This is a genomic window from Rheinheimera sediminis (assembly GCF_004005375.1).
Lineage (GTDB): Bacteria > Pseudomonadota > Gammaproteobacteria > Enterobacterales > Alteromonadaceae > Pararheinheimera.
Genome location: NZ_RZUF01000026.1, coordinates 1 through 13,759, shown reverse-complemented (window position 1 = coordinate 13,759; position 13,759 = coordinate 1). Strand labels below are relative to the sequence as shown.

Annotated in this window: 13 protein-coding genes and 1 tRNA gene; 7 read left to right on the top strand and 7 right to left on the bottom strand. The window is 46.3% G+C overall.

Features of this window, described 5'->3' with window-relative positions:
- The first annotated feature begins 334 nt into the window (after positions 1–334).
- Positions 335–1,222 carry an alpha/beta fold hydrolase gene (locus EMM73_RS16540; protein WP_127687914.1) on the top strand — a complete coding sequence of 296 codons (888 nt, stop codon included), beginning with the start codon at positions 335–337 and terminating at the stop codon, positions 1,220–1,222.
- 6 nt (positions 1,223–1,228) lie between these two features.
- Complete coding sequence (locus EMM73_RS16535) at positions 1,229–2,365, top strand: RNA polymerase sigma factor (protein ID WP_127687913.1); 1,137 nt, start codon at positions 1,229–1,231, stop codon at positions 2,363–2,365.
- Here the strand turns inward: EMM73_RS16535 and EMM73_RS16530 are convergent, their stop codons facing one another.
- Both EMM73_RS16530 and EMM73_RS16525 read right to left on the bottom strand, forming a co-directional pair.
- Complete coding sequence (locus EMM73_RS16530) at positions 2,366–3,715, bottom strand: cation:proton antiporter (RefSeq protein WP_127687912.1); 1,350 nt, start codon at positions 3,713–3,715, stop codon at positions 2,366–2,368.
- A gap of 41 nt (positions 3,716–3,756) precedes the next feature.
- On the bottom strand, positions 3,757–4,518 hold the full coding sequence (locus tag EMM73_RS16525) for a fumarylacetoacetate hydrolase family protein (protein ID WP_222422690.1): 762 nt from the start codon (positions 4,516–4,518) through the stop codon (positions 3,757–3,759).
- Positions 4,519–4,578: 60 nt separating this feature from the next.
- On the opposite strand from EMM73_RS16525, the gene EMM73_RS16520 reads away from it, so the two are divergent.
- A tRNA-Gly gene (locus EMM73_RS16520) sits at positions 4,579–4,652 on the top strand.
- Positions 4,653–4,713: 61 nt separating this feature from the next.
- On the opposite strand, the gene bfr (EMM73_RS16515) is transcribed toward EMM73_RS16520, so the two are convergent.
- A complete protein-coding gene (gene bfr / locus EMM73_RS16515) occupies positions 4,714–5,181 on the bottom strand; it encodes a bacterioferritin (protein ID WP_127687910.1) in 468 nt (155 codons plus the stop codon).
- A gap of 2 nt (positions 5,182–5,183) precedes the next feature.
- Positions 5,184–5,660 (bottom strand): bacterioferritin, encoded by a 477-nt coding sequence (gene bfr, locus EMM73_RS16510; RefSeq protein ID WP_127687909.1) that lies wholly within the window; start codon positions 5,658–5,660, stop codon positions 5,184–5,186.
- 310 nt (positions 5,661–5,970) lie between these two features.
- On the opposite strand from bfr (EMM73_RS16510), the gene EMM73_RS16505 reads away from it, so the two are divergent.
- Positions 5,971–6,666, top strand: coding sequence for a VC0807 family protein (locus tag EMM73_RS16505; protein WP_127687908.1), 696 nt, complete (start codon positions 5,971–5,973; stop codon positions 6,664–6,666).
- A 151-nt stretch (positions 6,667–6,817) separates the two neighbouring features.
- On the opposite strand, the gene EMM73_RS16500 is transcribed toward EMM73_RS16505, so the two are convergent.
- Together EMM73_RS16500 and EMM73_RS16495 are read right to left on the bottom strand one after the other, a co-directional pair.
- Positions 6,818–7,990, bottom strand: a complete 1,173-nt coding sequence (locus EMM73_RS16500; RefSeq protein WP_127687907.1) for a cystathionine beta-lyase — start codon at positions 7,988–7,990, stop codon at positions 6,818–6,820.
- 51 nt (positions 7,991–8,041) lie between these two features.
- Positions 8,042–8,812 carry an EAL domain-containing protein gene (locus tag EMM73_RS16495; protein WP_127687906.1) on the bottom strand — a complete coding sequence of 257 codons (771 nt, stop codon included), beginning with the start codon at positions 8,810–8,812 and terminating at the stop codon, positions 8,042–8,044.
- A gap of 205 nt (positions 8,813–9,017) precedes the next feature.
- Here EMM73_RS16495 and ubiD point away from each other — a divergent pair, with 205 nt between their 5' ends.
- From ubiD to fre, 3 genes are read left to right on the top strand one after another with little or no spacing between them, the layout of a single operon-like run.
- A complete protein-coding gene (gene ubiD / locus EMM73_RS16490; RefSeq protein WP_127687905.1) occupies positions 9,018–10,529 on the top strand; it encodes a 4-hydroxy-3-polyprenylbenzoate decarboxylase in 1,512 nt (503 codons plus the stop codon).
- Entirely contained in the window at positions 10,526–10,804 is a 279-nt protein-coding gene (locus tag EMM73_RS16485) for a 2Fe-2S iron-sulfur cluster-binding protein (RefSeq protein WP_127687904.1), read from the top strand. The genes ubiD and EMM73_RS16485 overlap by 4 nt, the downstream gene beginning before the upstream one ends.
- Positions 10,805–10,819: 15 nt before the next feature.
- Positions 10,820–11,518, top strand: a complete 699-nt coding sequence (gene fre, locus EMM73_RS16480) for an NAD(P)H-flavin reductase (protein ID WP_127687903.1) — start codon at positions 10,820–10,822, stop codon at positions 11,516–11,518.
- Positions 11,519–11,585: 67 nt separating this feature from the next.
- Here the strand turns inward: fre and EMM73_RS16475 are convergent, their stop codons facing one another.
- Positions 11,586–13,613, bottom strand: coding sequence for a S9 family peptidase (locus EMM73_RS16475; protein ID WP_127687902.1), 2,028 nt, complete (start codon positions 13,611–13,613; stop codon positions 11,586–11,588).
- Positions 13,614–13,759: the final 146 nt, after the last annotated feature.

Genomic DNA, 13,759 nt, shown 5'->3' with positions numbered 1-13,759 from the left:
TCTATACCCTTAGTACTTGAAGCTTCAGCTGTGTTGACTGCATGCTCTCGTCCCAGTCACATAGGTTAACTATGCTCCTGGGATCTCACGCACTTGTCGCCTCTGTGCAACTCCAATTACTTTGGCCATATATGTAGTCTTCTGATCCACCCTAACGGGTATTTGTTTGGTGCTCAAGCCTGACAGATTACAAAACGATCAACAAAACAGAAAGCCAGAAGTTTAGAAGTCTAAAAATATTTGTACAAAACTCTGTCACAGACTACAAAGCTCAAGGTACTTGGTAGAAGTGCTGCACAAATACGCAACTTCACTAAACTTCAGGAGTGACCTTATGTTTAAAAAGTACCTACTTATTCTGCTGTGTTCCGCAGCATTTATAACCACTAGTCAACACCTTAAAGCAGATGAAATTCCTGAGCCAAGCTTTCAGGTGCAGGTGGAAGGCCAGGGTAAGGCTATTATTTTGATCCCAGGCCTGATGTCTGATCAGCGGGTATGGCAGCAACTGGTTACAGAGCTAAAAGCGGATCACCAGTTACATCAAATCAACCTCGCAGGTTTTGCCGGAACCAAGGCCTTGACCAGCCCCCTGAAACTAACACAAGTCACTCAGCAACTGGCGGCTTACATTCAGCAGCATCAGTTACAAAAACCTGTATTGATTGGCCATAGCATGGGAGCTTTCTTGGCATTTCAGCTCGCCAGTTCTCACCCGCAACTAACAGGAGAAATTATAGCTGTAGATGGCTTACCTTATCTGGCCCCGGTTTTTAGCCGCGATAGCAACACCAGCGTGGCGCAAATGCTGCCACAGGCGAAAATGATGCAGCAGTATTATCAGCAAATGACAGCGGGGCAATTGGCTGAAAGCACCAAACAAGGCATAGCAGTTCAGGTCAGCAGTGCAGAACATGCCGCACTCATCACAGAAATGGCAAGGCAGTCCGATCCAACTACAGTAGGTGCAGTCATAGCTGAACTACTCACCACAGACTTGCGCAGCGAAGTGCATAAAATTCAACAACCTGTGTTGCTGTTAGGAGCTGGTGGAGCTTTACCTTCGGAAGCTATGCGTCCTGCGGTTCAGGCTTTATATCAACAACAAATTAATACTATTCCTCAGGCGAAGCTGGACTTTAATTGGCAGGCACGGCATTTTATCATGTGGGATCAGCCGGAGTGGCTGTTAGCGCAAATCACTGATTTTATAAAGGAATAATAAAAAATGTTAACTACAGTGGAACAGAAATTATTACCTGATGTGATTGCAGCCACAGCAGGCGATCACATCGCCTTTGAACGGCTGATTAGTCAATGTCGTCATACGGTCACAGGCATAGCTTTGGCGATAGTGAAAGATTTAGATGCCAGCGAAGAAGTAGCGCAAGAAGTGTTTATTTATATCTGGCACCAGTTAGCAACGCTGCGTGAACCCGCCAGCTTTTTACCCTGGGTCCGGCAAATGACCAGGCATCGCAGTTATAACTACCTGCGGGATAACAAAATAAAACAAAAAGTGTTAGGTGAAGAAGCGGAAAGCCTGTTGGAAAACTTCGCCGACCCGGCAGCTTCAATGCAAGAGCTGCTTGAGCGTGAACAGCAGCAAATTATTATGCAGGACTTTATCAGCCAGTTACCGGAAGACAGCAGAGAAATCGTCTTGCTTTACTACCGTGAAGAGCAATCCAGTCAGCAAGTGGCGGATTTATTAGGGTTAAGCGATGCGAATGTACGGAAAAAACTATCCAGAGTGCGTGAGCAATTAAAAGATAGCTTACTGGCACGTTACGGTCAGCTGGTACTAAGTACTGCACCAGGTTTGGGCTTCAGCACTGTGATAGCAGCTGCACTGACCAGCGTCGCACCTCCTGTGGCAGCTGCGACTTCAGTTTCTGTCGCTGCACAACAAAGTGGCTGGCTAGCGAAAGTTGCAGTGCTGCTGGGTGGTGCCATGATAGGAGCTTTGGCCGCTGTGGCCGGAGTGGTCTTCGGCATGCGAGCTGTACTAAAAAAGGCCGAGAGTGAAGATGAAAAAACCGCGTTAAGAGCCTTACGCAACAAAACTATTCTCTGGGTCTTGTTATCAGGGTTGCTCTTAACAGCAGCTTACGAGCTGACTAGCGGCGCCTGGGCGCCGGTAGCAGCTTTTGTACTCTTGCTCGCAGGACTGATCTATAGCCAGCTGCGGTTACAACAAATCATCAGTCCACGCCTGCAACGGCAGTATCCTGATAAAACAGAGTTTGCCAGAATAAAGCGGAAAAATGCGCTCTGGTGTGTACTGGGTATGACTGCAGGTTTTAGTGCAGGTTTATTTGGTTTGATCTATGGCTTGATGCAAAGCGGCCGCTGGCACTGGTGATCACCAGCGCCAGAATTTAAATCTCTTAGGTTCGGCCTGTTGCAGAGCTACGGCATCTACAGGTTCAGGAGCGTGCAAAGCCGAAAGATCCACTTCCACAGTACCATCCGCTTGCCAAGGGTATTGAGGTTTATTATCTGTATTGTTCATTGCTGACGCCTGAACTGCAGTTTCCCCGGCTAACCTGAAGGCATAAGAGGCAATAGGTGGTCCTATAGTCTCAAACACTGTCACAGCTCCCAACACTATGGCGCTGATCACTGCTGCATGCTCAGGCACCAACTGACTGGAGCTTTGTACTAATCCTATGGCAAGGCCAGCCATCGGAATAAGTAACAGACCTGAAGCCGCTCCTGTTCGCACTGTTTGACCTAAAAGTACAGAACTGACACTGACTCCAAACCATTTGGCCATACTACGCGCAATCACCAACACCATAATAACAGGGGCAAAAGCAACCAACTCGGCAAAATGCAAATTAGCACCAGCAAACACAAACAAAACGATAAAAAACAACTCAAAAGCGCTGCCAAATTCCAACGCGGAAACAACTTCTTCACGTTCCATGCTGCGAACTACTATGCCAACAACCAGAGGTGCAAAGAGTGCAGATAGTTTTAATTGTTGAGCCAAGCCCAAACAGAGCATGAGCGCACCAACCACTAAAGCCATTTTGTATTGTGCTGCAGTCTGAGTTCTGCTGGTTAAAAAATGCAAGCCGTAAGCTATGATTCCGCCCAATAAAGCTGAACCTAATAATAAATACATAGGCTGTAATAAGACTTGCTGCCAGCGGGCCTCCTGCTCAACTAATAACACAGGTATTACAAAGGCAAAGGCAAGGAAAGAGAGCAGATTGTTGAGTGCAACGAGAGACTTAGCAGATTCAGTGACAGGTCCTTTAGCGCCAACCTCATGAGCAACATGCAATAAAACTGCAGGGGAGGACGAGACTAAAATTGCGGCAATCAAAGCAGCCAACGCCAATGGAATTTGGAATAGCCACAATACGGTAAACACAGCACTGAAAGTTAGACTGCTTTCCACCAAAGCAATCACCACCAAGCGAGGTGATTGGCGTAAAAATCGCAAATCCAGTGAGGAACCCAGCCGATACAAAATTAACGCTAACGTAATATCAATCAGGATACGAGAGTCTTTTAACACTGATTCAGTCAATAGGCCTAAACCGCTGGGGCCCACTAAAAACCCTACCAGCATAAAACCTGTGATGCTAGGCAGCCAGGAGATGCGATGTGCCAGATAGCCACCTAAACTGCCAATCAACAGCAGCAAGCCAAAAGAAGACAAGGGCGTAATAGTCAGTGGCCAAGCCGGTAAAAACTCCATCCATCACTCTCCATGACAAAATTAAAAACCAAATCAGCCGATTAGCTTATCACAGCATTGTGACTACATTGAGTATTGATTTGGCCAAGAGTTCCAAACTCCAGTTTGACTAAGGCATCAGTTGGTACCTGTAGCACGCCAGCATAAGACCCCGTGATCACCCATTGGCCTTGTTGTAAACCAATACCCTGCTGACTTAAATGGTTCACCAGCCAATACAAAGGCAATAGCGGATCATCGTTGGGGTGTTTAGCAGCAAACTTCTGTTGCTGACCGGAATATTCCAGCACCAGCTCAAAATCTTGCGGAAAATACTGGGAGGGTAGCGCAGGGCCAATATATAAACCCTGATTAAATAAACCGGCCGCCAGCTGATCTAAAAATTCTGCGCCAGCATCAGCGCTATAAGGCCGGATTATTAACTCCAGTGCTAAATGGGTAACAGCAATGGCCGCTTTGATCTCAGCTTCGCTATAAGCTTCAGCGCGGGCAGGTAAATCGGTCGACAGCAAAAATGCCAGTTCAGGCTCAATACTGTACTGCTCTGACTTTTGCTCAAACAGACAAAGTTCACCCTGCTGCACACTAGCTATAGGTGCCAACACCCATTTATCAGGCCCGGGCAATCCTGCTTTCCAACCCAGAACAGGCAAGTCTAATTCAATAAACAACCACTGCTGTATAGCAAAAGCTTCAGCCAATGACGTAGGACGCAATTCTGCCGGCAATAAAGGCGCGGCTTCACCACGGCGGCGATAATCCGCCAGCCAGGCCGCAGAGTGTTGAATTTGTTCTGGAGTCACGCGGTATATCCTTCAAGCTTTGTTGACAGCGTCCATTGGGCTTTGTACTTTAAGCCGCATGCGGGTGTAGTTCAATGGCAGAATGAAAGCTTCCCAAGCTTTAGATACGGGTTCGATTCCCGCCACCCGCTCCAGCTTCAGGCCGCTTTAAACAGAAAAAGCACCCGAAGGTGCTTTTTTCAACAGACAATAGCCTTAGATTTGCGACTGAATATAGTTGGGCAAACCAATCAGCTTGATCAGGCGCAGCTGTTGTTCCAGCCAATGGGCATGATCGTTCTCCGTATCATCCAGCAAAGTCATCAGCAAATCCCGGGTAACGTAGTCCTGTACAGATTCACACAGAGCTATGGTCTTTTTCAGTAAAGCGCCAACTAAATACTCCACATTTAAATCGTTTTGCAACATGGAAGGCACATCAGTACCGACCTGCAGCGGATCACGTTTAGATAAATCCGGAGTACCCTCTAAAAACAAAATACGTTCTATCAGCGCCGCCGCATGAGCTTTTTCGTCTGTCACTTCGTGATCAATGCGCTCAAAGAGTTTGCTTAAACCCCAGTCATGGTACATGCGGGCATGGATAAAATACTGATCCATGGCGCTGAGTTCATTCGACAGCAGCTCATTTAAAGCCGCTATAACTTGTGTATTACCTTTCATTATTAGTCTCCAGAACCCATTTGGCTTTGCAGGTAATTTTCCAAACCTATCAAAGTAATTTGTTGCTGCTGAGTGTCAATCCAGTCGACATGCTCTTCTTCGTGCTCCAGAATATCCTGCAGCAACTCGCGGCTGACATAATCCTGGTGCTGTTCACATAATTTGATAGCGTCACGTAACAAAGGCAGCTGATCGTACTGGAAATCCAAATCACACTGCAGCATCTCTTCAGTGTCTTCGCCAATACGTAGTTTGCCTAAAGCTTGCAGGTTGGGCAGGCCTTCCAGAAATAAAATACGCTCAATCAGCTCGTCTGCCTGCTTCATATCTTTGATCGATTTCTTGTAACAAACCGAATTGAGCTGAGCCAAACCCCAGTTTTTATAGATACGGGCATGTAAAAAATACTGGTTAATGGACGTTAACTCAGAGGTCAGCACCTCGTTCAGTTTAGCGAGCACTAAGGGTTGGCCTTTCATAGCGGATACCTGCAAATTCAAAAACTGTGCTTATTCTAGTCAAAAAGCCAACTAAATCAAGAAAAAACCAATAAAATCAATGATATGCCATTGAGAATGCTTCGCTTTAGTGCCAGAGTTCTTGCTAAGTTTTTACAATGTTCAGCAAATCAGTAGTTTAGATCTTTTGCTAATGTAGCCTACTGCGCCAGCCTTTCTATCGAGCCTGCAGCGCTGTTCAGCGTGATACTGCGTAACAGCGGTTAAATCAGATATACTCGGGCTACAGTCAGCAGCGGTTTTAGTAATACAGGCAGCATCGGTAGCATTTATGAGTCAGACAGAAAAGAAAAAGTCATCCGGGTTTTTAGTCAACCTGCTTTTTAATATTGTTATCCCTACGCTGATTTTAAGTAAACTCAGCGAAGAACATCAGCTCGGGCCTGTTTGGGCTTTAGTGGCGGCCCTGGCTTTTCCTGTGGGTTTTGGCTTGTGGGAATTGCAGCAAAGTAAAAAAGTTAATTTTTTATCTGTGCTTGGGGTGATCAGTGTCTTACTGACTGGTGGTATGAGCTTATTGCAGTTGGACCCGGCTTATATCGCTATTAAAGAAGCCGCTGTGCCAGGTCTTATTGCTGTGATTGTGCTGGTGAGTCAGCGCAGTAAATACCCATTAGTGAAGAAAATTTTGCTGAATGACGAGTTGCTGGATTTGGCCAAACTGGATGCATGCCTGAAGGCTAACAGCGCAGAACAATTGTTTGCAGCTAAACTGCAAAACTGTGCTTATTTGGTCGCCGGCGCTTTTACCTTGTCGTCGGTACTGAACTATGGCCTGGCTAAATATTTGCTGGTGAGCGCACCGGGAACTCCAGCGTTTAATGAAGAACTGGCGCAAATGACGGCTATGAGTTATCCGGTGATTGTATTGCCTGTCACTGTAGTGCTGATGGTGGCGATTTTTTACCTGTTTAGCCAGATAGGCAAAGTGACAGGCGAAAGCCTCGAGTCTTTTTTACGACAGTAATATACCCTTCGTACATAAAGCTGCAGCTTTGTTGACTGCGCCATTTCGCCCCGGTCACATAGGTTTACTATGCTCCCGGGGTCTGACTGGCTTGTCGCCTCCCCGCAACTTCAAGTTACTTGGGTATAAATAAACATATCAGGTGCTGTGATTACTGCGCCTGATGAAAACGCTCAAAGGCCGCAGCTAAATCGGCAATTAAATCCTCTGTATCTTCCAAACCAATATGCAAACGAATTAAAGGCCCGCTGTACGGCCAACTGCTCGCTGTTCTGAGCTTCTGCACACTTAAGTTTGGAATAATAAGACTCTCGTAGCCGCCCCAGGAAAAACCCATTTTAAAATGTTGCATGCCTTCAATAAAAGCCGCCACAGCTTTGGCGTCTCCTTGTTTTAACACAAAAGAAAACAAGCCATTACTACCGGAAAAGTCTCGCTGGAAAATGTCGTGGCCCGGATTTTCAGGCAGCGCCGGGTGACGTACGGTTTCTACTTCAGGTCGTTGCTGCAGCCATTTCGCGACTTTTAATGCATTGGTTTCATGCTGAGCTAAACGCACTTTTAAGGTTCTCAAACCACGGCTGGCCAGATAAGCATCGTCCGCAGAAGCACAATAGCCCATTAAGTAACTATACTCTCGTAGTTGCGGCCAATACTCTTCATTCGCAGTAGCAATACCTAACATGGCATCGGAGTGGCCTACTATGTATTTGGTCGCTGACTGGATACAAATATCCACACCCAGCGCATAAGCATCCAGCAGCACTGGAGTGCCCCAGGTATTGTCCAGCATCAACACTATGTGATGTGCTTTGGCTATGGCGCTAATAGCAGGAATGTCCTGCAGTTCCATCGTCAGCGAACCTGGGGATTCCAGAAAAATCACTTTGGTATTGGCTTTAATTAACGCACTGATGCCAGCACCAATTAAAGGATCGTAATAGGTTGTTTCTATGCCTAAGCCAGCCAGTAACTTATCGCAAATAGCCCGGGTTGGTTCATAGGCCGTATCCACCATTAAAAGGTGATCACCTTGTTTTAAGAAGCTTAACAATGCAGCGTTAATAGCTGCAGCACCGCAAGGATATAAAGCACAGCCAGCAGAACCCTCAAGATCGCAAATAGCATCCTGCAACGCAAAATGAGTAGCGGTGCCCCGACGGCCATAATAAGGCACTCGGTCGCCACGATGAGCCGTAGCGTATTTCATTTCAGCCATAGTATCGAACACAATGGTAGAGGCCCGCACTACAGGAGGATTAACTGCTGAGCCCGTCCACTCTTTACCACGGCCGGCATGGATTAGTTGAGTTGCTTTTTTCATGAAGAACACCTTAGACATCCAGATGTCTGATAATCTACAGTTTTTTTTTGCTCAGCGCCAGCCATTGATTTCAGAGTGAATCAATAGTTTCTCTAGTTGGGGTTTAGCAAAATAATAGCCCTGATACCAATGGATCCCTGACGCAACCAGATAATCCAATTCAGCCTTACTTTCCACGCCCTCAGCCAGTACTTTAGTTCCAAGCTCACAACAGACTGTTAAAATCCCCTTCAATACAGCCTGTTTCACTGAATCTTTATCAATATCCCGGATTAACCCCATATCCAACTTTAATACCGCAGGTCTTAGCGACGTCAACCAGGCTAGGCCCGCATAGCCTGAACCAAAGTCATCGATGGCTGTAATAAAACCACGCTTGGCGTAACTTTCGAAGATACGTTTTAACTTAATCTGATCAGTGATCTGCTCACCTTCGGTCACTTCAAACATAATTTGAGTAATATCGAAACCAAACAAGTCGCCGGCTTCAATAGTGGCGCGGATACAAGTCTCTGGGTTATAAACAGCATTGGGCAAAAAGTTGATACTCAATAGTTTCTTTAAACCCAGTTTAGAGGCTGTCTCAATGGCTTTAACCCGACATGCCTGATCAAAATAGTATTTATTGCTATCATTAATTTGCTCAAAGACCCAACCAGCACCTTGGCCTTCTGGCCCACGCACTAAAGCTTCATAGCCGATAATGTCTTGTAAAGACCAGTCGATAATAGGTTGAAACGCCATACGGATCTCAAAACCAAGCGATTGACCACTTAAGCAGTCCATGCAGCTTTGTTGCTTAATTTGTTCAGGAAATTCCATAAGAGTTACTCCGCAACCTATTTTATGTACCACAGTAGATGACGTAGAGCGTAAAACGCAAGTCAGCTGCGTTCAGATGAACAGGACTCGTGACGATACCTATTGGTCTTATCTGCCTTTTAGTCCGTAATGGTCTTGCCGGACAGGCTGGCTTGCCTAAGTCAGCCATGTATAATAGCCCAACACTAAGCAGAGCCAGAGCCTTATGAAATACAAAGACCTGCGTGACTTTATCAGTCAGCTTGAGCAACGTGGATTGCTCAAACGAATTTCGATGGAAATCGACCCTTATCTGGAAATGACCGAAATAGCTGACCGCACTTTACGTGCTGGCGGTCCTGCTTTGTTATTTGAAAAGCCAAAAGGTTTTGATGTTCCGGTGCTTGCTAACTTATTCGGCACCCCAGAGCGCGTTGCTCTGGGCATGGGTCAAACTGACGTAGCCGCCTTACGTGAAGTGGGTAAGTTGCTGGCTTTTTTGAAAGAGCCTGAACCACCAAAAGGTTTAAAAGACGCGTTCAGCAAGTTCTCTATTTTCAAACAAGTACTGAATATGCCAGCCAAAGAAGTGAAGCGAGCTCCTTGTCAGCAAGTAGTACTTTCTGGCGATAAAGTTGATTTAAGCAAAATACCTGTGATGACCTGTTGGCCAGGCGATGCAGCGCCTTTGATTACCTGGGGTTTAACAGTAACCCGAGGCCCACATAAAGAGCGGCAAAATCTGGGTATTTATCGTCAGCAAGTATTGGGTAAAAATAAAGTTATTATGCGCTGGTTATCCCATCGTGGTGGCGCCTTGGACTTTTTAGAATGGCAAAAAGCCAATCCAGGCCAGCGTTTTCCGGTCTCAGTCGCCTTAGGCGCCGACCCTGCCACGATTTTAGGCGCAGTCACTCCTGTGCCAGATACCTTGTCTGAATACGCTTTTGCTGGTTTATTGCGGGGTGACAATACCGAAGTAACCCGTTGTATCAGCAACGATTTACAAGTACCAGCCAGCGCTGAGTATGTGTTGGAAGGTTACATAGAAGCAGGCGAAATGGCGCCTGAAGGTCCTTATGGTGATCACACGGGTTATTACAACGAAGTGGATTCCTTTCCGGTATTTACTGTGACTCATATCACCCACAGAGAAAATCCGATTTATCATAGTACGTACACTGGCCGTCCACCTGATGAACCAGCGATTTTAGGTGTGGCATTAAACGAAGTTTTTGTGCCTATTTTGCAAAAACAATTTCCGGAAATTGTCGATTTTTATTTACCGCCTGAAGGCTGCTCCTACCGTATGGCCGTAGTCACTATGAAGAAACAATATCCTGGCCATGCTAAACGCGTGATGATGGGCGTCTGGTCTTTCCTGCGGCAGTTTATGTACACCAAATTCGTTATTGTCTGCGATGACGATATCAATGCCCGCGACTGGCAGGATGTGATTTGGGCTATCACCACCCGAATGGACCCGGCGCGTGATACGACCTTGATAGAAAATACACCCATTGATTATCTGGACTTTGCTTCGCCTGTATCGGGGCTTGGCTCCAAAATGGGCTTAGATGCTACGAATAAATGGCCAGGCGAAACGACTCGCGAATGGGGCGAACCCATACTGATGGATCCGGCAGTCAAAGCTAAAGTAGATAATATCTGGGCCGAACTGGGTATATTACCGGCAGACAAAACGGTTCCCACATTAAAAGTACCGGGCCAAAAATGAGTCATCAGGTAACAGTATTACCCAGTGGCCTGAGCTTTCAGGTAGAGACTAATGAAACAATACTCGATGCAGCGCTGCGCCATGGCATCGACTTTCCGTTTCGTTGCAAACAGGGCGTGTGCACCTCCTGTGTTTGTCGTCTGCGCTCTGGTACTGTGTCCTATCTGCCACCAGAACCTTTGTCTGATCTGGATAAAGCGCAAAACTTTACTTATTGTTGTCTGGCTTATGCCGAGTCAGATTTGACCTTACACCACCCTTTTATTCGTGGCTAGGCCGCAGGATTATTCATGACCAAAGTGATTTGTACCGTCGATAAAATTCAGCCGTTAACCTCTGGAGTACATCAGGTTCTGCTGACACCACAACAAAAAGTGGAGTTTAAACCAGGCCAATATTTGCAATTGTGCTTAACAGAGCAAGACAAGCGGCCTTTTTCTGTCGCGTCTATTCCCGGACAGGCACAGCTGGAGTTGCAAATTGGCGGTGCAGTAGCAGACCAGTATTCAGGTCAGGCGCTGACACACCTACAAAGTAATGATCAAGTGACAGTAGAGGTAGGTTTAGGTCAGGCGTTCTGGCGCGAGGACAGCCATAATCCTATTTTGTTACTGGCCGGTGGTACCGGATTTTCTTATGTGTACAGCATTGCACAGGCGATAGCAGCTGCAGGCGTAAAAAGACCAGTATTTTTATACTGGGGTGTACGTCACGAAGAATCCTTGTACCATATGCCTGAACTGCAACAGTGGGCCTCTGCTCATCATGACTTTAAACTGGTGCCAGTAGTACAAAGTCCATCCGATATCTGGCAAGGCCGTTCAGGCTTAGTGCACCAAGCCGTACTGGAAGATTTTGTCTCGTTGGAAGCCTATGATATCTATATAGCAGGTCCTTTCCCTATGGTAGGAGTTGTAAGAGACGCATTTCTGGAGCAAGGTGCTAAACGAGAGCAGATGTTTGCTGATGCTTTTGCTTATATCAAGTAAACCTCTGATAAAAAACAGAAGGGCAGCTTTGTGAAAGGCAGCCCTTTTTATTTATGACAACAAGACTCTATTTTTTGTATTTATTAAACCAGTAGGTGATATAGGCAGGCTTAGCCATCAAATTACTGGGTCTGATATGGATACCATGCGAAGCGCCAGGGATCCGCACCATAGCGGTTTCAACGCCCCGCAATTGTAGCGCCTGATAAAACTGCTCAGTCTCAGAAATGGGCGTTCTGTGGTCTGATTCTCCAGTCATTAACATAGTCGGAGTTTTGACATTGCCGACGTAACTGATAGGCGAATGCTTCAGATAATGCTCTGGTTTTTCCCATGGCATGCCAGGGAACCAGTACTGGCTGAAGTAATTGTACATATCGGCATTCAGCACAAAACTAAACCAGTTAATCACAGGATTTACCGCCACTGCAGCTTTAAATCTGTCGGTATGACCTACTATCCAGCTGGTTAATAAGCCACCTCCACTGCCTCCCGTTACAAATAACTGCTCCGGATTGATAAAACCCTTAGCAACAGTGGCATCCACTACATCCATCAGATCGTTATAATCTTCACTTGGAAACTTATGGTGAATTAAATTGGCGAATTCCATACCGTAGCTAGTGCTGCCACGAGGGTTGGTATACAACACCACATAACCCTGAGCCGCCATCAACTGTAATTCCATCGCAAAGACAGGACCATAAGCGGTATGTGGGCCACCGTGGATTTCCAGTATCAGTGGGTACTTTTTGGTTTTATCGAAGTTTGGCGGCAAAATCAGCCAGCTTTGTAACTTACGCTGGTCGACCGAAGACGTTACCCAAAACTCTTCGACTTCGCCTATATCACGGGATAGCTGCAAATCTTTGTTCAGTTCGGTCAGTTGCTTCTTTTTACCGTCTTGCCATAAGCCAAGTTCAGCCGGAGCCTGAGTCGACATCTGGGTATAGGCTATGTCACCATCCTCTGACACTGTAAAACTGCCGCCTGTATAAGGACGGCTGTACGAGCTGCCACCGACCTGATCGACCAGCACTTTGCGTTTACCGTTCAGAGGTTGTACCGCAATTTTTCCCTGAGCCTGATCGTCGTACTGAATATAAAGCGCGTCGCTGTCACCATCCCAACTAAAGCTATCGATAGCTCGATCTAAATCTGCCGTAAGAGCTTTAATCTCACCAGATTGCAGATTTTTGACATAAAGCTGATTGGCCTGATGAGCCAGCTTTTTATCGTCATAGCCCAAATAAGCCAGCCATTTGCCGTCGGAGGATAAAGCGGGCGAGTGATCAGGCCCAAACCGGTCTGTTACCTGAGTCAGGCTTTTATCTGCAATAGTTAACTTATAGACTTCACTATTCTGAGCCTGAGCTCTTTTATCCGATTGACGATTGGCTGAAAAATAAAAGGCTTTGCTGTCGTTTTGCCAGCTAATTTCACCACCATGATCAAAATCACCGCTGGTTAGCTGTATGGGAGTACCACCATCAGCAGCCATCAAATAAATGTGTCGATAGCCTGCAGGTAAATACCCCCTGCCATCGGCTCTGTATTGCATAGTGTCTATATAGACAGGAGCTTTAGCCCAGTCATTTTGTTCAGGCTTACCAGGTAAAGTGACGGGATTAGCGACTTTTTTCGGCGTAAACATGGAAAAAGCCAGCCACTTCCCATCTGGTGACCAGCTTAAGCCTGAAGGAGTTGCTGGTAAATGACTGACCTGACCGCTTTGACCATTGTCCATCCAACGAATATGGATTTGTGGCTTACCAGAAGCTGATGAAATAAAAGCCAGCTTTTTGCCATCTTCTGACCATAAAGGCGAGCTGATATCCGCTTGTTCTGACACTAAAGGCCGCAACTGACCAGTTTTCGTCTCACTGAGCCATAAAGAGCCAATACGTTTATCCAGCACCTGATCAAAGCGGTTACGCACAAAAACGACCTGATCGCCATCACTGCTGATCTGAGGCTCTGACACAAACTCCAACTGGAATACATCTTCGTACTGCAGTGGCTGCTGTGTTGCAACTGCTGTCAGACTAAGACCTGAAATCGCCGTAAAAACAGCTGTTTTGATAAGTAAATGCACCTAGACCTCGTAATTCTAATTATGGGTTGAGCAGATACTAGGTTTAGTTCGAGCTGTATTACCAGAGGGATGCGGTTAATGGGGGTGTTTTGGGGTTGGGTATTAGACAAACCGTCTGTAGGGGCGTCCCTTGTGGGCGCCCGTTT